This is a genomic window from Enterobacter sp. 200527-13 (assembly GCF_027924865.1).
In the GTDB taxonomy this organism is placed as follows: Bacteria; Pseudomonadota; Gammaproteobacteria; order Enterobacterales; family Enterobacteriaceae; genus Enterobacter; species Enterobacter ludwigii.
The window spans coordinates 238510-259779 of sequence record NZ_BSCM01000002.1 but is presented as its reverse complement, the minus strand read 5'-3'; the positions used below and the strand labels follow the sequence as shown (position 1 = coordinate 259779).

The following is a 21270-nucleotide window of genomic DNA, read 5'->3' as shown; positions in this document are numbered from 1 at the left end:
GATATGCATTCTGTTTACAGTCGCAACTATTTTTGCAATATTTGTTTTCATAAACTTCAAGATTTCCACACATTTATTGACACTATGTTCACATTCTCATGCGCACTTACCCTGAAACACTGACGGAAAACCTCACCCCGAAAGCGAACTGGCCACTGGCGTTATGCGCCGGATTGTTAGGTATTGGGCAAAACGGGTTGCTGGTCATGCTGCCGCAACTGGTCACCCTGACCGGGTTATCGCTCTCCGTCTGGGCGGGGCTGTTAATGTTCGGCTCCATGCTCTTTTTACCCGCATCGCCCTGGTGGGGGCGTCAGAGCGAGCGACACGGCTGCAAGGTCGTGATGCAGGCCTCGCTAAGTGGCTATCTGGCAAGTTTCGTCGTGATGGCGCTGGTGGTCTGGGCGATGGCAAGCGGGATGATGAGTGCTGTCTGGGGGCTGGCGGGCCTGATCCTCTCGCGTACGCTGTACGGCCTGACCGTCTCAGGGCTGGTGCCCGCGGCTCAGACATGGGCCATCCAGCGCGCGGGGCTGGATAAACGCATGGCCGCGCTGGCGACCATAAGCTCCGGCCTCAGCTGCGGTCGTCTGCTGGGGCCGCCGCTGGCGGCGATGATGCTCAGCGTCAATCCGGTGGCTCCCCTCTGGTTGATGGCGATTGCACCGTTTATCGCTCTCCTGCTGGTCCTTCGAGAGGTCGCCGATCCGCCGCTGCCGCCGGTCGCACATCAGGCGACGCGTGTGCAGGTTTCAATGCTGCCGTACCTTGTGCTGGCGTTGCTTCTGGCCGCACTGGTGAGCCTGATGCAGCTTGGCCTGTCACCGCATCTCAGCCCTCTGCTGGACGGTAACCCACGAGAGGTGAGCCATCATGTCGCGCTGCTGCTGAGTCTGGCCGCGCTGGCAACGCTCGCTGCACAATTTCTGGTGGTCCGTCCGCAGCATTTCAGCCCAGTGACATTGCTCTGCCTGGCCGCGGTACTGATGGTGACGGGACTGGGGCTAATGTGTATTGCCGGTCTGGTGTTGTTCTACGTGGGGATTGTCATGACGTCGCTGGGAGCCGCCATGGCGACGCCGGGATACCAGCTGCTGCTGAATGAACGGCTGACCACCGGAAAAGGGGCGGGAGTGATTGCCACCAGCCACACGCTGGGCTACGGCCTGAGTGCGCTGCTGGTGCCTGTCGTCACGCGTTTATTCGGCGAGGTATTTTTAACGCAGGCCGCCTGGGTGATGGCGCTGATGTTTCTGGTGATGAGCCTATGGGTACGGGCGGTCAATCGTACCCATGTCGACCCGTCTTAATGGAGCTGGTGAGATGAATTGCCGGCAGGATCCTCATTTTGCCGCAGACGCAGCAGAGGGTCTTGCTGATAAAACTGACAGAACCGTTGCCAGAGGGCCGGGAAACGGGGGGCGAAAAGCTCAGGCGCGCTAAAGAAATATTCTGACAGCACCGCAAAGCACTCCGCAGGATCGGTTGCCGCATAGGCATCGATGCTGGCGGCACTTTCGCCCACCAGATCTATCTCATCCTGGATATTATCCATTGCCGCATGCAGATCGTGTTCCCAACCTGCAACCTCACGAAGCGGGATCAGCGGTACACCGCTGGCGCGATCCCCATTGCGGGTATCCAGCTTATGCGCCACTTCGTGAATGATCAGGTTAAAGCCAGATGCGTCGAAGGAATCCTGAATATCAAGCCAGTTCAGGATGATGGGCCCTTGCTGCCAGCTTTGCCCGGACTGCACCACCCGTTGGTTATGCACCAGGCCGAAATCGTCCTGCCATTCATCGTCCACCACGAACGGTGCAGGGTAGATGAGTACTTCATGGAAGCCATCCAGCCACTCAATACCGAGTTCCAGTACCGGCAGACAGAAAAGCAGGGCGATACGCGCGTTTTTCAGGGGATCCAGCTCGAAGCCCTGCAGCGGAACCAGACGTTTTTGCTGCAAAAAGCGATCCGCCAGTTGAACCAGTTTTGATTGTTCATCCGGCTGAAGATTAGCCAGAACAGGGATCGCCAGCGCTTCATCCCACGGCAGCGCCATATTTCGGCCAGCGTCATTCGTTTTCCAGGGCCACTTAATCATCGCTTTGCTCGCAAACTCGTCACTTGAACAAAAGGGGAAGGTAAGGTTCTGTTAAAATGCCAGACATTCGGTCATTGCTTCAATTCCAGCCTGGATAAACTATCACTTCGTACGTAACGGTGGATAGCGGTTTGCTGGTATCACCTTCATTTTGTGAACTCAGTCGAAGCCTAATCTTATGACACTTACCCCATTAAGGTCAGCGTGAAAACCAACTCCTTAAGGAATTTCGGCGCTTCACCGGTTGCGGCAGGACAATAAGCCGCTATTATTTTTGACTTTCGTTCGTATTGCCAGACAGGACATTCAGACGCTATGCCCGTAAATTTTGACCTTAACGATCTTTATGCTTTCAGAGCGTTAGTGGAATACGGCAACTTTCGGGTTGCTGCTGAATCTATCTGTTTGTCCCCGTCAGCACTGAGCCGCAGGATTGAAAAACTGGAGGCGGCGCTGGGAGCGAAGTTGTTTGACCGGACCACCCGCCACGTGGCTCTGACACTGTACGGGCAGAACTTTGCTGAACGTTCAACGCAGTTGCTCGATAACGTTGAGTCCATGCTGGCTGATATTGATAAAGTGAGTGAAGAGCGGACCGGGCTGATTACCGTCGCTACGGTACCGTCTGCGGCCTATTACTTTATGCCGGATGTCATTCGTCGCTTTCAGTCCCGTTATCCGCGTGTCCGGATTAAGCTCATCGACAGCAGCGCGGGGAATGTCATTGACGCGGTTGCCCGTAGCCAGGCGGATTTCGGGATCTGTTTCGCCGGGAGTTTGCCCTCTGAAATCGAGTTTTTCCCCCTTGTGGAAGATAGCTATGTCGCCGCGTGCAGGCGCGATCACCCGCTGGCAAAAAAGACTCACCTGACGTGGCAGGCGTTTTATCAGCAGGACTATATCATCCTCGACAAAACGTCAGGCAACCGTAACCTGCTCGACCGGATGCTGGGGGATATCGTGCCTGCGCGTCCCAGCGTTTGCGAAACGCGCCATGTGACCACGATGCTCGGTATGGTAGAGGCGGGCATCGGCATTGCTGCCGTGCCCGCCATGTCGATGCCGACGTCAGAGCACTCGCTACTGACGTCTGTCCCGCTCGTGGCACCGGAGGTGAAACGCACTGTGGGGCTGATTCGACGCCGGGGGCGTATCCAGTCTTACATTGCGGCTGAACTGGAAAAACACATTACTGAGCAGTACCGCGGGACGTGACGGGGCTCATCCCCGTGTCGCGAATCACGGCGCTGGACTGTGTCGAGGAAAGGTAATCCAGCAGCGCTTTCCCTTCGCCAGGATGGTCGGCGTGGAGGGTCACGGCGCCAGCAAAGCGGGTGATGTATTGCAGGTTGTCCGGGAGTTTGCCAATAAACGTCACCCCTGGAATCGGCAGCAGTTCGCTGACCTGCTGGAAACCTACCGCGTATTTCCCTTTCGCCACTTCTTCGGCGACGGGGATGCGCTCAACCTTCGTTGCTTTACCCATCGCCTCTTTTTCAATCCCCAGCGTTTTGAACAGCGTCTGGCTGACGTATCTGCCGCTGGCGCTGTCGGAGTAGGCGATGGACTCCGCCTGAAGCAGCGTATGGCGAAGTTTTGCCTCGTTACTGATATCCGGGACGTCTGCGCCTTTTTTTACCACCATACCGACAGGGGAGTCCGCAAGTTCCGTGCGCGAGCCAGGCTGAGTCAGGTTGTCCTTTTCAAGTGTTGCCAGCGCATCGCCCACCATGATCACCACGTCGGCTTTTTCCCCACGCGCAAGCCGGTTAGGAATTGCCTGCGGAGTCGTTCCCATAGACGGGCCGGGAATGAGCACAATGTTATCTCCGGTCTGGCGTTCATATTCCGGTGCCAGCTTTTCAAGGGCGGCTTTGAAACCGCCTGAGATCATGACCGTCACCTCTTTCGCTGAGGCACTAAAGCTCAGGACGGTCAGTATCAACGCGCTGGTGGTCAGTCGAGGAATCAGTCTCATGCCGCCCCCTCTGATTTCACGGTATTTTGCAGCGTCACTGCACGACGACGGTACAGGTAGAGCGTTGCCAGCAGGGCGCATACCGCGGCGAAACTCATCCAGTAGCCGGGAGAGGCTTTATCCCCGGTATATTCAATCAGCGCGGTAGACATTACCGGCGTGAACCCCCCAAATACCGCCGTTGCCAGACTGTAGGCCAGAGAGAAACCCGCCACGCGAACTTCAGAAGGCATGATCTCCGTGAGCGCCGGGATCATCGCACCGTTGTACAGGCCATAGAGGAAAGAGAGCCACAGCAGGACGCTCAGCATCATTGAGAAGCTCGGTGCCTGCGCCAGCAGCGTCAGTGCCGGGTAGCTCGTCGCCAGAGCCAGCAGCGTCATGGCGATAAGCACCGGTTTACGCCCAAAGCGGTCCGATAGCGCACCGCCTACCGGCAGCCAGATAAAGTTGGAAATTGCCACCAGAAGCGTGACCAGCAGGCTGTCCGAGGCGCTGAGCATCAGCACTTTTTTCCCGAAAGTCGGCGCGTAAACGGTGATCAGATAAAAGGCCGTGGTGGTCATTGCCACCATCAGCATGCCGGCAATGACCACCTGCCAGTTACCGAGCAGGGTTTTAAAGACCTGATGCATCTCCAGATGATGGCGGCGTGCGTTGAATTCCTCTGTCTCCTCCAGCTTGCGGCGCAGGAAAAAGATAAACGGTACGATTAAACAACCGACCAGGAACGGGATACGCCAGCCCCATTCACGAATGGCGCTCTCTGCCATCAGCGCATTCAGCGCAAACCCCATGGCTGCCGCAACCATAATAGCGACCTGCTGGCTGCCGGACTGCCAGCTGGTGTAAAAACCTTTGCGGCCGGGCGTGGCAATTTCTGCCAGATAGACCGATACGCCACCTAGCTCCGCTCCGGCAGAAAAACCCTGCAACAGTCGGCCAGTCAGAACCAGTAACGGTGCCCACAGACCTATGCTGTGATAAGACGGAATAAGTACGATCAGGAAGGTACCCGCCGCCATAATCGACAGGGTCACGATGAGTCCTTTTCTGCGCCCAACCTTGTCGATATAGGCACCCAGTACGATTGCCCCGATGGGGCGCATTAAAAATCCTGCGCCGAAGACGGCAAACGTCATCATCAGGGAAGCAAATTCACTGCTCGCCGGGAAAAAGGTATGCGCGATGTAGGTCGCATAAAAGCCGAAGAGAAAGAAGTCGAATTGCTCGAGAAAGTTGCCGGACGTCACGCGAAGTATCGCGCCCGCTTTCGAGCGAACGGTTGCAGGTGAGGTTGAGGAAAACATGGTTATCTCCAGTTTATTGTTGACGTTTTGCTCGTCTGTTTCTGAAAACTGGATCAAGAACCCCAAATTTATAAGCGCAATTAATACATGGACTGATGCATTTAACGCATCAATGGCGAAGAGCCGATCGGGAGTGATTGTCGTAACAGCAACTTAACAATTAATTGATTTTTTATTCACCAGTTTGGGTAAGTCACTGATATTGCCGTTTTGTGACATCGCGCAGAGGCACCCCTGTTTGCAGCGAATACAAAAGCCAGGCGATGCCTGGCTGTTAACTATCACTTACCGCAACGCGTTGGCAATCGCACTGAACATCAGTGAGGCTTCCAGCGGCTGTGCGCTAAACGACGGTTCGGCCTGCGGCCAGGTGGACCACTGAACGATCACCAGATTTTCCGCCTGGTTTACCATGATCATCTGCCCAAAAATGCCCAGCGCCCAGAGCGAGCCTTTCAGCGACTCATTCGCCGCGGGCACCACCTTCGTGGCCGTGACGGGCACTTCGTTGTTCCACCACTGATAGCCGTACAAGCCGGTCGGGTGTGCGTCAGAGACAGAGCCATCAGCCTGCGTCCAGCGTGAGGCGTCTTTCACCCAGTTGTCAGGCAGGATCTGTTTACCGTTCGGTAGTGTGCCGTTATGCAGGATAAATTCCCCGAAGCGTCCCCAGTCTTCCAGCGTGGCGTTAAAGCCATGCGCGCCGACATCATGCTGACCTTTACGGTAGGCATGCCACACACCGTCGCTCGCCATGCCGTACGGCTGCCAGATGCTCTTCTCAAGATAGGCGGCCAGGGTCATGCCCGTTGCACGCTCAAGCACGTCACCCAACAGCCAGGCGCCACCGGAGGAGTAAGACCAGTGCTGGCCTGCCGGGTGTTCGCGTTTCAGCCCGGACACCAGCTTACGCACGCAGTCATAGGTGCCTGGTTTCGCTTCGCATTCGGTGAGCTGCGCGAAATCGGAGGCGGGATTAGTGTAGTCTTCGTTCCATGCCACGCCGGAGGTGTGGGTGATCAGCTGTTTTAACGTCACGCCGTCCCAGGCGGTGCCTTTCAGGTCTGGCTCGTATTGCGTGACCTGGTCGTCGAGTGAGCGAATTTTTCCCTCTTTGAGAGCCACGCCAACCAGCGTTGAGACCACGGATTTCCCGACCGAACGGGAGGTCCAGAGCGTCGTATCCGTATTGCCTTCGCCGAGATATTTCCACGCGATTTTGCCGTCTTTCAGTACCAGCATGCCGCTCACGTTCTGACGTTTCAGGTAGTCCTGCAGGTTATAGGTCTTGCCGTTGACCTGATAGCGGGCGTCAGTGAGCGGTTTCTCTGCGCTGAGCAGCGGCGTGGCGTTGCCGTGATGGAACACATCTCCCGCGTAGTTGCGGTAGTCATTTCGAAAGCCGACCACGCGATCCGCCTGACTCCAGGTGAGCATCTTGTGCGTGTCAGGAAGCTGTTTGTCGAACGGAGCAGGGCAGGTGTTCAGGTCAGTACCGTCGCAGGCAGCCAGCGCGACAGGCGCAAACAGACCGCTGCACAGGCTAATTACAACGCCCGCCAGCAGCGTGCGGTTCAGTGAAGGATAATTCATCATTTTTCTCGCTGTGATTAGGAACGCCTTCAGTTTAAGAACCCGCGACTTATAATAAAAAACGCGTAATGGGGGAAATTCCCCCCGAAAACTGAATGGAGAGTGGCGTGTCGACGGTAATTTATTCCTTTGCCCAACTGGAAGCGTTTACCGCCGTGGTGGAATACGGTGGCCTGACAAAAGCGGCGATGAAGCTCGGGAAAGATCGTACGACGCTGCGCGACCTGATTGATTTTCTCGAAGATGGATTAGGGTACAGGCTGTTTGTGCGTGAAGGACGCACGCTGCGTCTGACCCCTGAGGGCGAGCAGCTGCAGCGGCAGGCGCACCTGCTGATGCGCCAGGTGAAAGCCTTTGAGGCATTTGCCAGCGCAGTGCCGGAGCGTGCTACGCAGGACATCACGCTGGTTTACGATCCCTTTACCTCGAGGCCATTTTTGTAGGCGCTGATTGGCGAGATGGCGAAGCGACATTTACGTCTGAGCCTGGTCAGCGCCTCCCGGGATGAGGCTGAAGCGATGCTGGCCAGCGGGCAGGCGGATCTGGGCATTTGCCAGGCACGTAATCGCAGTGTGGGTAATGAAATGGAGTGGCGGGCGCTCGGGGCGATCGATATGGATTTCTACGCCTGCAACACGCTGTTCGCCGAAGCCACGCAGCCGCTGTCGCTGCTTGAGTTGTCGCTGGTGCCGCAGGTGATTATGCACGCCGCCTCGGATGAGCCGGTGGCGCGTCGTCTGCAGATTTCGGGGCACACCCTTTTTACCAACGAGCTGGAGATGTTGCGGGGCCTGCTGGAGCAGGGATGCGGCTGGGGGTTTTTACCGACGCATTTCCAGCCGACCGGGTGGAAAAAGGTAAAAAGGCTGCACACCGAAGTGGGCAGCCAGGGGATAAGTCAGACGATGGTGACCATCTGGAAGCCGGGAAGCGACAAGCGAGAGAGGATCGCTGAAACGCTGTCACTGTTACCGGCGTTGTGGAAAAACTCAGCGCTGTGAACACCCATTGCACTGCTGATTCTGGATCTGCTGGAAGAAGTCGTTACCCTTGTCATCCACCAGGATAAACGCCGGGAAGTTTTCCACTTCGATTTTCCAGATGGCTTCCATACCCAGCTCAGGATAGGCCACGCACTCCAGACGCTTGATGCTGTTTTGTGCCAGTACCGCCGCCGGGCCGCCGATGCTGCCGAGGTAGAAACCGCCGTGCTTATGACAGGCATCGGTCACCTGCTGGCTACGGTTGCCTTTCGCCAGCATGATCATGCTCGCACCGTGAGACTGCAGCAGGTCGACGTACGAATCCATCCGTCCTGCCGTGGTTGGGCCGAGAGAGCCTGATGCATAGCCTTCCGGAGTCTTGGCCGGGCCTGCGTAGTAGATTGGATGGTCTTTGACGTACTGCGGCAGTTCTTCACCGTTGTCGAGCAGCTCTTTCAGCTTCGCGTGGGCAATATCGCGCGCCACGATGATGGTGCCGTTCAGCGACAGGCGGGTAGAGACCGGATGAGCAGAAAGCTGGGCCAGGATCTCCTTCATCGGCTTATTCAGATTGATGCTGACCACGTCGCCTTCGCCCTGCTGGCGCAGGGATTCAGGAATATACTGGCCCGGATTGTGCTCCAGTTTTTCAATCCAGATACCGTCGCGGTTGATTTTGGCTTTGATGTTGCGGTCAGCGGAGCAGGAGACGCCCATGCCAATGGGGCAGGAGGCACCGTGGCGCGGCAGACGGATCACGCGAATATCATGGGCGAAGTATTTCCCGCCAAACTGTGCGCCCAGGCCGAGGTTCTGTGCTTCCTGAAGCAGTTCCTGTTCGAGCTGAACATCACGGAACGCCTGACCGTGTTCGTTGCCTTCGGTGGGCAGCGCGTCGTAATAGCGCGTTGAGGCGAGCTTAACGGTTTTCAGCGTCGCTTCAGCCGAGGTTCCCCCAATCACGAAGGCAATATGGTAAGGCGGGCAGGCCGCGGTACCCAGGGTACGCATTTTCTCAACCAGGTAGTTTTTCAGCTTCGCCGGGGTAATCAGCGCTTTGGTTTCCTGATAGAGATAGGTTTTATTCGCGGAACCGCCGCCTTTTGCCATGCACAGGAATTTATACTCGTCCCCGTCGACGCTGTAGAGATCGATCTGCGCAGGCAGGTTAGTGCCGGTATTGACCTCTTTATACATATCCAGCGCGGCATTCTGGGAATAACGCAGGTTATCTTCGATGTAGGTGTTATAGACACCCTGACTCAGCGCGGCTTCGTCACCGCCACCGGTCCAGACGCGCTGGCCTTTTTTACCCATGATGATCGCTGTGCCGGTATCCTGGCAGGTGGGCAGCACGCCTTTGGCCGCGATTTCAGAGTTGCGCAGGAACTGCAGGGCAACGTATTTATCATTTTCGCTGGCTTGTGGGTCGTTAAGAATAGCGGCAACCTGTTTCTGATGCGAAGGGCGCAGCATAAAGGCGGCGTCGTGGAAGGCCTGCTGTGCCAGCAGCGTCAGCGCTTCGGGTTCCACTTTCAGGATCTCCTGACCCTCAAATTCGGCAACAGAGACGTGTTCTTTGGTCAGCAGATAGTATTCGGTATCGTCGTGTGCGAGAGGGAAGGGGTTCTGGTAGTAAAACGGTTTGTTTGACATAGCGTATTGCTCCAAAAAAATAAAACCGCCGGAGAGGTAGCCCGGCGGTCAGGGATCAGAACATCATGGACATCCACGGATAACCAATCAGCAGCAGGGCCGCCAGGAAGATGGCACCAAAGATGGTGCCGAGGCGCCAGTAGTCTTTGGTTGGCAGGTAGCCGCTACCGTAGTAGATAGGGCTAGGGCCGGTACCGTAAGGGGTGATAATCCCCATGACACCCAGGGAGGTCACCATCAGCAGGACGAACACCTCCATATTCATGCCAGGAATGGTAGAGGCGATGGTCAGCATCGCTGGCAGCAGCGCCGTGGTGTGTGCGGTGGTGCTGGCAAACAGATAGTGCAGCAGGTAGAACGCCAGCAGCAGTACGATGGTGGCAACACCCGGCGAGATACCGCTCATCAGCAGACCGCCTTCTTTACCCAGCCAGCTAATGAAGCCCGTGGAGGAGAGGCCATCCGCCAGCGCAACCAGGGTGGCGAACCAGACGAAGGTGTTCCAGGCGGCTTTATTCCCGGTGATATCGTTCCACTCCAGCACCCCGGTCCACAGCATCAGACCCACGATTAACAGTGCAGCCATCGCCGGTTCAATCCACGCGGCGGCGAAGATCCACATCAGCAGCGCGCAGCAGACGAAAATCAGCAGCAGGATTTCGTTACGGGACAGTTTGCCCAGTTTTTCCAGTTCACGGGTCGCCCACAGCGGCACTTCGTTGTTCACTTTAACTTCAGGCGGGTAGAACCAGTAGGCCAGCAGCGGCATGGTCAGAATCAGCAGCACGCCCAGCGGCAGGAATGCGATAAACCAGGTGCCCCAGGAGATGTCGATCCCCACGGTGCTTTTCACCAGCGCCAGCGCCAGCAGGTTCGGTGCGAGGGCGGACAGGAACATTGAGCTGGTAATACAGGCCGCGGTGATCGCCACCCACATCAGGTAAGAACCAATTTTACGCGCGCTTGGATCGTTTGGTTTCGAACCATACAGCGGCGGCAGGTTAGCGATAATCGGATAGATGGTCCCGCCGCTACGCGCGGTGTTGGAAGGTGTAAACGGTGCCAGCAGCAGGTCTGCGAAGGTGATAGCGTAACCGAGCGTCAGGCTGCGACGACCCAGATATTTCACCAGAATCAGCGCCAGACGGCGGCCGAAGCGGGTTTTGTCATAGCCTGCGGCAAACATGAAGGCACCGAAAATCAGCCATACGGTAGAGTTACCAAAACCGCTCACGGCCCATTTAAAGGAGGCACCCGCCAGTTTGAATTTCGGGTCGGCCAATTGTTCCGGGCTGAACAACACCCACTGGCTGCAGAGCGCAATCGCCACGACGCCGGTCAGGCCAATGACCGCGCCTGGCAGCGGTTCGAAGATCAAACCGACAATCACGCCGACAAAGATAGCGAAGTAGTGCCACGCGTAAGGAGGAAGCCCTTCCGGGACCGGAACAAACAGTAACAGCACGGCAACGACAACGGGCAATGCCATCATTAGCAGACGTTTTGCCTTTCCGTTGGATGCTTGACTCGCCACAGGGGGCGTTACAGCAGTTTTTGTATTCATAGTTTCGCGTCTTAAGTTGTCAGGAATTCGGTTATGCGCTGAAATATTCATTTGCTTTCTTTAGTTTGTTTTTATTTTATTTAGTTACTAAAGGTGCGCATTTGCTATTTCAGCAATAGCGATTTAACGCATTTTTGATGCGCTAAATTAAAAATTGATGATATTTATATATTGCGCCTTTGACTGTCTCGATGCTTGATCGCGATCAAAAAAATAGAGTTGCAGTGGTGTTTTTGTTCAACTGATAATAACCACTCTGGTGTATGTGGGTATTATTTATTTTGATATGGATTTTACTCAATGTTGTTAACATTTCAAATAACCATTTTCATATAACTATTTGTTTTTAATGGTTTGTTTTTGTCTCTTGGGATCGTGAAAAGGTCATTGATACGTTAACAGTGTTTAAAGGATTGTGAATGGAGTAATTAATATTGCTAACACCAATGTGTTATTAATGTTATTGAAGGGATTAAATAGTTTTTTAACTAACGTAATAGCTTTAGAAACTAAAAAAATCATTATATTAGTATTATGACATCGGAATAAAAAATCGAAATAAAACTGAGCCCGATAACGAATTCTTAATTTTAAAGTTTGGAGTTTCTATTATGAGCACTAACGAACGTATTCTAAGCCCCTTCACATTACCGAATGGTACCGAACTGAAAAACCGTTTGTTAATGGCCCCTATGACGACCTGTACCGGTTATTACGACGGTACGGTGACCAGCGAGCTGGTTGAGTACTATCGCGCCCGCTCAGGCAGTATTGGTACCATTATTGTTGAGTGCTGCTTTGTTGACGATCTCGGTCTCGCCTTCCCGGGTGCGATTGGCATTGATAACGACGAGAAAATCGCCGGGCTGGCGAAGATCGCTGAGGCGATTAAGTCCAAAGGATCTAAAGCGCTGCTGCAGATCTACCACGGCGGCCGCATGGTTGATCCGAAACTGATCGGTGGCCGCACGCCGGTGGGGCCAAGTGCCGTTGCCGCGCCACGTGACGGCGCCGCCACGCCGGTTGCCCTGACGGGGGAAGACGTCGAAGGGATGATCGGTAAGTTCGGTGAAGCAGTACGCCGTGCGATTCAGGCGGGTTTCGATGGCGTTGAAATCCATGGGGCCAACACCTATTTGATTCAGCAGTTCTACTCTCCAAACTCTAACCAGCGTGACGACGAGTGGGGTGGCAGCCGCGATAACCGCGCGAAATTCCCGCTGGCCGTGCTCGACATCACCCATAAAATGGTGCGCCAGTACGCCGATGACGCCTTTATCATCGGCTATCGCTTCTCCCCTGAAGAGCTGGAAGAGCCGGGCATCCGCTTTGAAGACACCATGTACCTGCTGGAAAAGCTGGCCGCGCGCGGTGTGGATTACCTGCACTTCTCCGTTGGCGCAACCCTGCGTCCTTCTATTGTCGACACGCAGGATCCGACCCCGCTTATCGAAAAATACCGCGCAATGCGTTCTGACACGCTGGCGCAGGTGCCGGTCATGGGCGTCGGTGGCGTGGTCAATGCCGCGGATGCGAACGAGGCGCTGGAACATGGCTACGATCTTATCGCCGTAGGCCGCGCCACCATCGCCTATCCGGACTGGACAGACCGCATCGCGGCGGGAGAAACGCTGGAACTGTTTATGGACAGCACCCGACGCGAAGCGCTAAGCATCCCTGAGCCGCTGTGGCGTTTCTCGCTGGTGGAGGCGATGATCCGCGATATGAGCATGGGTGAATCGAAATTTAAACCGGGCATGTTTATTGAAAATGTTCGGGACGATAGCAATGAACTGGTGATTAACGTCAGCCTGGAGACCGACCGCATCGCCGACATTGAACTGGCTTCTGGCCCGACCCAGGACGTTGAGTTTGTCACCAGCTTCGAAGAGATCCGCACCCGTATTCTGGATGCAAACACCCCGCACGTGGATGCCATTACCGGTGCAACCAGCCAGAGTGAAGCGGTCAAAAAAGCGGTGTCCAAAGCCATGCTGAAATCCAGCAAAGCGCTGGCAGCCGAAGTGGGTGTCGACCCGAACGAGACCCGAAGCGTTGACGTTGTGGTGGTCGGTAGCGGTGGCGCGGGTCTGGCCGCAGCAATCCAGGCGCATGACGAAGGCGCAAGCGTGCTGATTATCGAGAAAATGCCCTCCATCGGCGGTAACACCATTAAAGCGTCTGCGGGGATGAACGCCGCGGAAACACGCTTCCAGCGGGTGAAAGGAATTCAGGACAGCAAAGAGCTGTTCTATCAGGAAAGCCTGAAAGGCGGTAAAAACAAGAACAACCCGGAACTGTTGCGCCGCTTTGTGGAAAATGCCCCGCAGGCGATAGAGTGGCTGGCGACCCGCGGCATTATGCTCAACGACATCACCACCACCGGCGGGATGAGCATCGACCGTACTCACCGTCCAAAAGACGGTTCTGCGGTGGGCGGCTATCTGATTAGCGGCCTGGTGCGTAACGTCAACAAACGCAACATCGAGGTCATGCTCGATACGTCGGTCAGCGACATTCTTTTCGAGAACGGCGAAGTCACCGGCGTACGTCTGACCACGGAAGAAAACGAAACCCTTACCGTAGCAACCAAAAGCGTCATTGTGGCTACCGGTGGTTTCAGCGCCAATAGCCAGATGGTGGTGAAGTACCGTCCTGACCTGGAAGGTTTCGTGACCACCAACCACAAAGGGGCGACAGGGGGCGGTATCGCGCTGCTGGAGCGTATTGGCGCCGGTACGGTCGATATGGGGGAAATCCAGATCCACCCAACTGTTGAGCAGAAAACCTCGTACCTGATTTCCGAATCCATCCGCGGTGGCGGGGCGATTCTGGTGAACCAGCAGGGGAACCGTTTCTTCAACGAGATGGAAACCCGCGATAAAGTCTCTGCACAAATTATCGCCCTGCCGGAGAAATACGCTTACATCGTCTTTGATGAGCATGTCCGCGCCAAAAACAAAGCGGCAGATGAGTACATCGCCAAAGGATTTGTCACCAGCGCCAGCTCACCTAAAGCGCTGGCTGAAGCCCTGGGTATGGATTATCACGCTTTCCTGGCGACCCTGGAGCGTTACAACGGGTTTGTTGAAAAACAGCACGATGACGATTTTGGCCGTACGACCGCGCTGCGTGCACCAATCAACGAAGGGCCATTTTATGCCATTCAGATTGCGCCGGGCGTGCACCACACCATGGGCGGTGTGACCATTAACACCGAAACCTGCGTACTGGACAGCAACCACAACGTGCTGCCAGGGGCATTTGCGGCCGGTGAAGTGGTCGGTGGTATCCACGGTGGTAACCGCATCGGGGGTAACGCGGTGGCAGATATCATTATTTTTGGTACGCTTGCCGGACATCAGGCGGCGATGCGCGCGAAAAGGGCGTAAGTCAGCCATAAGGGTATGCCGGATACGCACCGTGTATCCGGCATTTCAACCAGGGAGCTTGCACCATGTCTTCTGACCACCGCGTCTACAGTTACTCCGCCGTTCTGATGGGATCGCCCATTCTCCTGAAGCTTTTCTCTCATGATGAAGCCCTCGCTTCTCGCGTTTTTAGACTGATTAAACAGTATGAAGACCTGCTGACCGTCAACCGTGCCAGCTCGCAGGTGATGGATATCAACCATGCTGCCGGCCAGCATCCTGTCACCGTCAGTCGCCCGGTTTTTGAGCTTATCCGCTGTGCGAAAGCGGCAAGCCAGCTCAAGGACAGCGCATTTAACCTGGCCATCGGCCCGCTGGTGAAACGCTGGAAAATCGGTTTTCGGGGAGATAGCGTTCCGCCTGCCGATGAAATCGCGTCGTTGCTCGCCATTACCCATCCTGAGGATGTGGTCCTTGATGAGGCCAGCAGCAGCGTGTTTCTTACCCGGGCGGGCATGGAGATTGATCTGGGGGCTATCGCCAAAGGCTATATCGCCGACAGAGTGCGCGATTACCTGCGTAAAGAGGGTGCTCAACTGGGGCTTATTAATCTTGGCGGTAATATCCAGACGCTGGGTTCACCAGAAGGGGGCTGGAGCGTGGGGCTCAAAAAACCGTTCGCCGGGGAGGCGCTGATCGGTACGATGACCGTAGAGAACATGTCGGTGGTGACATCGGGTACCTACGAACGCTTTTTTGAGCAAAATGGCAGGCGTTATCACCACATACTTGACCCGCGTACCGGCTATCCGCTGGATAACGAACTGGACAGCGTCACCATCATTTCGAAAAACTCCATTGACGGTGATATCTGGACCACGCTGATGTACGGCATGGGCGTCAGTAAAGGCTGTTCAGCGCTGCGTGCACGACCCGACATTGAAGCAATCTTCGTGACCAAAACAAAAGAAGTGGTGCTCTCTTCAGCGCACCACTTCCGCTTTACCTTGCTGGATAACAGCTACCGCGTTACTGACAGTACTGTTTGAGCAGTGCCGTCTGTTCGGGCTGCAGGCGATAGCGATACACTGGCCGGCCGGTGGCACCGTAATGAATGCTGGTGAACAGAATATTGATTTGCGCCAGCCAGATCAGGTATTTGCGACAGGACACGCGCGAGATATTAACCGCGTTTGCCAGATCATCGGTGGAAAACTCCGTCTCCGGGTGCGCATCAATCCACTGACAAATCGTACGCAGCGTTTGCGGCGTTAACCCTTTCGGCAGTTTTTTACTGTCCGCCAGTTCCGGCGCACCGCCGTGGATCAATCTGTCGACGTCGGCCTGCTCATAGTACTGATGCGATCCCATCAGGCTGTGCTTTGCCTTCCAGCCGTTCAGCGCCTCTTCAAAACGCGGGAACTGGAACGGTTTAATCAGATAATCCACCACACCGTAATGGATGGAGGTCTGGATGGTGGCGGCATCGGCGGCGGAGGAGATCATAATGACATCAATCGGCCGGCCTGAGGCACGGATGACGGGAAGGAGATCCAGCCCGTTATCCTGCTGCATATAGACATCCAGCAGCACCAGATCGACAGGCTGACTGGGGTCGTTAATGATGGCCCTGGCCTGGTTGAGCGTGGAGGCGACGCCGCAGCAGCTAAAGCCTTCAACACGGTTGACATACAGACGGTTGAGGTCGGCCACCATGGCGTCATCATCGACAATTAACACATTTATCACGCGATATTCCTCTCGCTATCCCAGGGGATGTGAACAAAAAATTGGGTAAATACGCCAGGCTCAGACTCGACGGTAATGTCTCCGCCCAGGTTCTGGATCTGCTGACGAGCAAGGAACAGCCCAACGCCGCGATTTTCGCCTTTGGTTGAGAAGCCCTTTGTAAAAACAGCCTCGAGCTGAGCCGGATCAATACCGGGGCCATCGTCGCTGACTTCGCAACTGAGCCAGCCATTCTGATAATGTAGCAGCAGGCCAATTTCGCCTTCCTGCTGTCCTGCCATCGCGTCGAGCGCGTTTTCAATGAGATTACCCAGCACGGTAATCAGCACCGCAACCTGCTCTTCGTTGGCGGTATCCGGTATCTGGCACTCATCGGCCAGCGTCAGGGCGATCCCTGCTTCCTTAGCCCGGTTGATTTTACCCAGCAGGAACCCGGCTATCACCGGAGATTTAACTTTGCTCTGAATGGTACCAATATCGGTCTGATAATTATGCGCCGTCTGGATGATGTACTCTTCAAGTTTGTCGTAGCGCTTCATATGCAGCAGACCGAGGATCACGTGCAGTTTGTTCATAAACTCGTGCGTATGGGAGCGCAGGGCATCGACATAATTGACCATGCCATCAATACGCTGCATCAGCTGGCTGATTTCCGTTTTATCGCGAAAAGTGGTGATGGCACCAATAACCCGCTCCTGGCTTTTTACAGGCACCATGTTGCACAGCAAGAGTCGCCCGTTGCAGCTGATCTCCTGATCCTTGCGTGCAATGCCGCTCTTCGAGACTTCCCGCAGGCTTGCCAGCAGGGGAGCACTGGCATTTTCGGTCTGTTTGCCGGAAGGCAGAAGCAATATTTCTCTGGCGGTGTGGTTAATCATCGTCACCCGCCCCTGAATATCCACGGCCAGTACCCCTTCGCGAAGCGACTGCAGCATCGCCTGCCGCTGTTCGAACAGCGCCGAGATCTCATACGGCTCAAGGCCGAACAGGATACGTTTGAGCACGCGAACCAGACCCCAGATGGCCAGCGAGCTCATCAATATACTGAATAATATGGTCCAGACGGCGTTAAGCCGCCCGCGGGCAATCTGATCTTCCACTTTTTTAAGGGAGATACCGACCACCACTACGCCGATCTGCTCGTGCTGGCTATCAAAGACGGGAGTAAAGACGCGAAGCGCTTCGGCGAGGGCACCCCGGTTAACGGCGACATGTTCCTTTCCTTCCAGCGCGGGCGTCAGGTCATCGCCGATAAAGTGCAGACCTAGCAGGGCTTCGTTCGGGTGCGAGTAACGAATACCGCGCATGTCGGTGACCACGGTGAAGAGCAGGTCGTTGCGCCTGGTGACCGCCTGGGCGATAGGCTGAATAATATCCGCCTGGGGAGCCTGCATCAGACCGCGTTGGATTTCGGGACTGTCGGCCAGCGTTCGCGCGATCCCAAGGGCCGTATCCTTAACATCATCGCGGGTGGCGCGGGTGATTTGGACGGAATAGAGCGCAAATACCACCAGCAGCACAGAACCGATAATCGCGCACACCATTAACGTGACCAGGGTGTTCAGTTTCATGGGGCGCTTGCGCGTCAGGGGGAAGGGCTGCAAATCGCTCATCAAAACTCCGCGATGATTAAGAAAGGGGTAATTATCGCCGATGACGCGCGTTTCTTAAAGCCATGTAAAGGCATGGATTCGGTCCTCTTTTCGTGACCCTCCTCGCAGGTCACCGGTCTAAAACACTTTATAGTGTAGGGGTACTCATAATAAGGAGGTTGTTTATGAGCATTACGCTTACCGGTTCGGTCAAGGAAAGACGGCACGCCAGCACGATGAATATCGATAGATTGTCCACGCTGGACATGCTGAAAGTCATTCACCAGGATGATGCCCTCATCTCCACTGCAATAACCCCATGTTTAACAACGATCGCCCGCGTGGTGGATAACGCCGCTGCGACCCTGAGTCACGGTGGTCGTCTGGTCATTGTTGGCGCCGGCCCGTCAGGCCGTGTCGCGCAGCAGGCAGCCGATGAGTATGCCCCGGGAAAAACGCCAGTGATCGCCATAACGGCGGGAGAGGAGGCGGGCAGCTACGAGCGCGGTGTCGCCGACCTGCAGGCCATCAAATTTGGTGAACAGGATATGATGCTGGCGGTCACCGTCAGCGGAAAAACACCGTGGGTCTGGGGCGCGATGCGCCATGCGTGGTCGTTGGGTTCCCCGGTCGCGGCTATTACGGATGACGCGCAAAGTGAAGCCGCGCAGCTGGCGAGCATGGTGATTGCCCCGGAACTCGGCGCGGACGCGATCGCGGGTTATATCAATACCAAAGCCGGGATCGCACAAAAAATGATCCTGACCATGATAACCACCGGCCTGGCGGTTCGAACCGGACGCGTGTTCAGCAACCTGCGCGTGGATCTGGACGCCAGCAACACCAAATGGTCTGAACGGCAAATTGCCATCGTCATGGAAGCGGGGGGATGCACCCGGTCAAAGGCGAAAGCCGCGCTGGAGAGCTGCAACCATAACTGTAAAACAGCGGTGCTGATGGTGCTGACAGGGCTGGATGCCTGGAAGGCGCATGAACTGCTGGCGCAGAACAACGGCTTTATTCGTCTGGCACTGCAGGAAGCTCCGTAACATTTCTCTGTTGAATAAAAAAAGCCCGCGATGCGGGCTTTTATCATAGTAGGAAGTTAGAACTGGTACGTCATACCTACGCCAACGATGTCATCTGTAGAGATGCCGTTTGCTTCGTAGAAGCTTTCGTCGTTGTCCAGCATGTTGATTTTGTAATCAACATAGGTGGAGAAGTTTTTGTTAAAGCTGTAGGTCATACCGACGTCGATATAGTTAACCAGATCCATGTCGCCATGCTGGCCCTGTGGGTTACCCGCCTTGCCAGGATAAGTCATGTCCTTGCCTTTGGAGTAAACCCATGCCAGGGACGGACGCAGGCCGAAGTCGAACTGGTATTGCGCTACGGCTTCAAAGTTCTGCGTCTCATCCGCAATCCCGGTATCGCCATATGGCGTCATATTACGGGTTTGCGCATACATCATCGCCAGATAAACGCTGTTGGCATCATATTTCGCGCCAACGGTCCACGCTTCCGCAGTCTTACCGCCGGCGAAACGTGCGCTGTCTTGTATACCCTTCGCTTCCTGCTCATTGGTACGGTCAGAAGAGGAGTAGGCCGCGCCTAAGGTCAGGCCAGACAGATCGCCGGAGAAATCATAGGTCGTGGACATACCGAAGCCGTCACCGTTCTGGAAACGCACGTCGTTATGACCGTTCTTGGTCCCTTCCTGATCTTCTGTTGCGTCCTGACCTTCGTTTGCCCCCTGATACTGCAGCGCAAAGTTCAGACCCTCAACCAGGCCGAAGAAATCGGCATTACGGTAGGTCGCCACACCGTTTGCACGGCCGACCATGAAGTTGTCGGTCCAGGTATAAGAATCGCCCCCAAATACGGGCAGCATATCGGTCCAGGCTTCAACATCATACACGACGCCGTAATTACGACCGTAATCGAACGAACCGTATTCGCCATATTTCAGGCCAGCGTACGCCAGACGGTTAAATGAAGTATCACCGGCACTTTCGGTATTATTGGCGTAAGTTTTATATTCCCACTGGCCATAACCAATAACATCGTTAGTGATTTGTGTTTCGCCTTTGAAACCAATTTGTACATAGGTTTCATCGCCATCATCCCCAGGGTGATCAGAGAAAGTATGACGCGCATCGATCTTACCGTACAGATCAACTTTATTGCCGTTTTTGTTATACATTTCAGCTGCATGTGCTGCGCCAGCCATTAATAATGCGGGTACGAGAATTGCCAGAACTTTTCTTTTCATTATATATTCCCTTTAAAGATAATTAATATGAATATATGTAATCACTCTCTGTCATTACAGGATTGATACTATTCTACGCAATGTCGTTTTGGTTCAAAAATAAATGTAATTAAAATCGTAGAAATATTGCAAAACATTTCTATCTGTCGCTTTATTTTTCTGGTGAATTAGAGTTTAGAATATATAGAAATAAATTATCATTAAGTATTTAGCGGCAGTATTATTTAATATCTCCAATTGATATTAAATATATTTCCTCGGGAATGCAGGGTACACGCGTCCCTGTCAGGACAAGCCGTGATAGCGGCGGGGAAAGTTGCTATTGTAGCCGTTTTAACAACAGGACGTGATGATGGAACTTACGCAGTGGCAGTCTCGCTTTGAGCGTTGGCTCGATAAAAACCACGCGACCCACGACGCTGCGCATGATATTTCGCACTTTCGTCGTGTCTGGATGACGGCGCAAAAAATCATGGCGAACCAGGCGGTCGATTCACTGGTGGTACTGACCGCCTGTTATTTCCATGACATTGTCAGCCTGCCGAAAAACCATCCCCAACGCAGCCAGTCATCACGTCTGGCGGCCAGCAAGACGCTCGATATTCTGCGTCGCGATTTTCCGGATTTCTCCTCTGAACGCTTTGCGGCCGTGGAGCATGCCATTGAAGCGCACAGTTTTAGCGCCGGTATCGCGCCGCACAGTCATGAAGCCAAAATTGTTCAGGATGCTGACCGGCTGGAAGCGCTTGGTGCTATTGGTCTTGCGCGCGTCTTTGCGGTATCGGGGGCGCTGGGCGTGGCGCTCTTTAACGCTGAAGACCCGTTTGCCGACGCGCGCACCCTTAATGATCGCGCCTTTGCCCTCGACCATTTTCAGACCAAGCTGCTGCGCTTGCCTGATACAATGCACACAGACGTGGGGCGCGAACTTGCGCAACACAACGCCGATTTTCTCATCCAGTTTATGGCGAAATTAAGTGCCGAATTACAGGGCGACTGCCTGGGGCTGGATACCCAGGTGCTGAGCCGCTTCCGTCGCAGTTTGAGCGAGTGAACTGTGGTAATCTGTTTCCAGTCTTTATTCTCCGGTTAAAAGAA

General features: G+C 54.8%; 15 protein-coding genes and 1 pseudogene. 7 read left to right on the top strand and 9 right to left on the bottom strand.

The window, feature by feature from the left end; all coding sequences use genetic code 11:
* Positions 1-98 precede the first annotated feature (98 nt).
* The gene (locus tag QMG44_RS10515) at positions 99-1310 is read left to right on the top strand and encodes an MFS transporter (RefSeq protein ID WP_032680667.1); all 1212 of its coding nucleotides are present in this window, start codon (positions 99-101) and stop codon (positions 1308-1310) included.
* On the opposite strand, the gene mtfA is transcribed toward QMG44_RS10515, so the two are convergent.
* Complete coding sequence (gene mtfA, locus QMG44_RS10510; protein ID WP_014170764.1) at positions 1307-2104, bottom strand: DgsA anti-repressor MtfA; 798 nt, start codon at positions 2102-2104, stop codon at positions 1307-1309. The genes QMG44_RS10515 and mtfA overlap by 4 nt on opposite strands.
* Positions 2105-2419: 315 nt before the next feature.
* Here mtfA and QMG44_RS10505 point away from each other — a divergent pair, with 315 nt between their 5' ends.
* Positions 2420-3319: a LysR family transcriptional regulator gene (locus QMG44_RS10505; RefSeq protein WP_047355489.1), complete on the top strand. Its 900-nt coding sequence runs from the start codon at positions 2420-2422 to the stop codon at positions 3317-3319.
* Here QMG44_RS10505 and QMG44_RS10500 read toward each other — a convergent pair.
* The 3 genes from QMG44_RS10500 to QMG44_RS10490 all read right to left on the bottom strand — a co-directional run bounded on the left by QMG44_RS10500 (position 3294) and on the right by QMG44_RS10490 (position 6985).
* Complete coding sequence (locus QMG44_RS10500; protein ID WP_086532330.1) at positions 3294-4082, bottom strand: substrate-binding domain-containing protein; 789 nt, start codon at positions 4080-4082, stop codon at positions 3294-3296. The genes QMG44_RS10505 and QMG44_RS10500 overlap by 26 nt on opposite strands.
* Positions 4079-5392, bottom strand: coding sequence for an MFS transporter (locus QMG44_RS10495; RefSeq protein ID WP_032680672.1), 1314 nt, complete (start codon positions 5390-5392; stop codon positions 4079-4081). The genes QMG44_RS10500 and QMG44_RS10495 overlap by 4 nt, the downstream gene beginning before the upstream one ends.
* Before the next feature lie 285 nt (positions 5393-5677).
* A complete protein-coding gene (locus QMG44_RS10490; protein WP_086532922.1) occupies positions 5678-6985 on the bottom strand; it encodes a serine hydrolase in 1308 nt (435 codons plus the stop codon).
* Positions 6986-7080: 95 nt separating this feature from the next.
* Between QMG44_RS10490 and QMG44_RS10485 the strand changes: the two are divergent.
* Positions 7081-7986: pseudogene (locus QMG44_RS10485) on the top strand (LysR family transcriptional regulator).
* Here the strand turns inward: QMG44_RS10485 and fumA are convergent.
* On the bottom strand, positions 7975-9624 hold the full coding sequence (fumA, locus tag QMG44_RS10480) for a class I fumarate hydratase FumA (RefSeq protein ID WP_025203790.1): 1650 nt from the start codon (positions 9622-9624) through the stop codon (positions 7975-7977). The pseudogene QMG44_RS10485 and the gene fumA overlap by 12 nt on opposite strands.
* A 55-nt stretch (positions 9625-9679) precedes the next feature.
* Entirely contained in the window at positions 9680-11188 is a 1509-nt protein-coding gene (locus QMG44_RS10475) for an anion permease (protein WP_074148147.1), read from the bottom strand.
* 611 nt (positions 11189-11799) lie between these two features.
* On the opposite strand from QMG44_RS10475, the gene QMG44_RS10470 reads away from it, so the two are divergent.
* Together QMG44_RS10470 and QMG44_RS10465 are read left to right on the top strand one after the other, a co-directional pair.
* Complete coding sequence (locus QMG44_RS10470) at positions 11800-14580, top strand: flavocytochrome c (protein ID WP_086532332.1); 2781 nt, start codon at positions 11800-11802, stop codon at positions 14578-14580.
* Between the two features lie 65 nt (positions 14581-14645).
* The gene (locus QMG44_RS10465; RefSeq protein ID WP_086532333.1) at positions 14646-15608 is read left to right on the top strand and encodes an FAD:protein FMN transferase; all 963 of its coding nucleotides are present in this window, start codon (positions 14646-14648) and stop codon (positions 15606-15608) included.
* On the opposite strand, the gene dcuR is transcribed toward QMG44_RS10465, so the two are convergent.
* Together dcuR and QMG44_RS10455 are read right to left on the bottom strand one after the other, a co-directional pair.
* On the bottom strand, positions 15589-16308 hold the full coding sequence (gene dcuR / locus QMG44_RS10460) for a two-component system response regulator DcuR (RefSeq protein WP_014170753.1): 720 nt from the start codon (positions 16306-16308) through the stop codon (positions 15589-15591). The genes QMG44_RS10465 and dcuR overlap by 20 nt on opposite strands.
* A complete protein-coding gene (locus QMG44_RS10455; RefSeq protein ID WP_047744873.1) occupies positions 16305-17921 on the bottom strand; it encodes a sensor histidine kinase in 1617 nt (538 codons plus the stop codon). The genes dcuR and QMG44_RS10455 overlap by 4 nt, the downstream gene beginning before the upstream one ends.
* A gap of 164 nt (positions 17922-18085) precedes the next feature.
* Between QMG44_RS10455 and QMG44_RS10450 the strand changes: the two genes are divergently transcribed.
* Positions 18086-18949, top strand: a complete 864-nt coding sequence (locus QMG44_RS10450) for an N-acetylmuramic acid 6-phosphate etherase (protein ID WP_086532334.1) — start codon at positions 18086-18088, stop codon at positions 18947-18949.
* Positions 18950-19005: 56 nt separating this feature from the next.
* Here the strand turns inward: QMG44_RS10450 and ompC are convergent, their stop codons facing one another.
* Positions 19006-20172 (bottom strand): porin OmpC, encoded by a 1167-nt coding sequence (gene ompC, locus QMG44_RS10445; RefSeq protein ID WP_086532335.1) that lies wholly within the window; start codon positions 20170-20172, stop codon positions 19006-19008.
* A 352-nt stretch (positions 20173-20524) separates the two neighbouring features.
* Here ompC and QMG44_RS10440 point away from each other — a divergent pair, with 352 nt between their 5' ends.
* Positions 20525-21226, top strand: a complete 702-nt coding sequence (locus QMG44_RS10440; protein WP_086532336.1) for a phosphohydrolase — start codon at positions 20525-20527, stop codon at positions 21224-21226.
* Positions 21227-21270 lie beyond the last annotated feature (44 nt).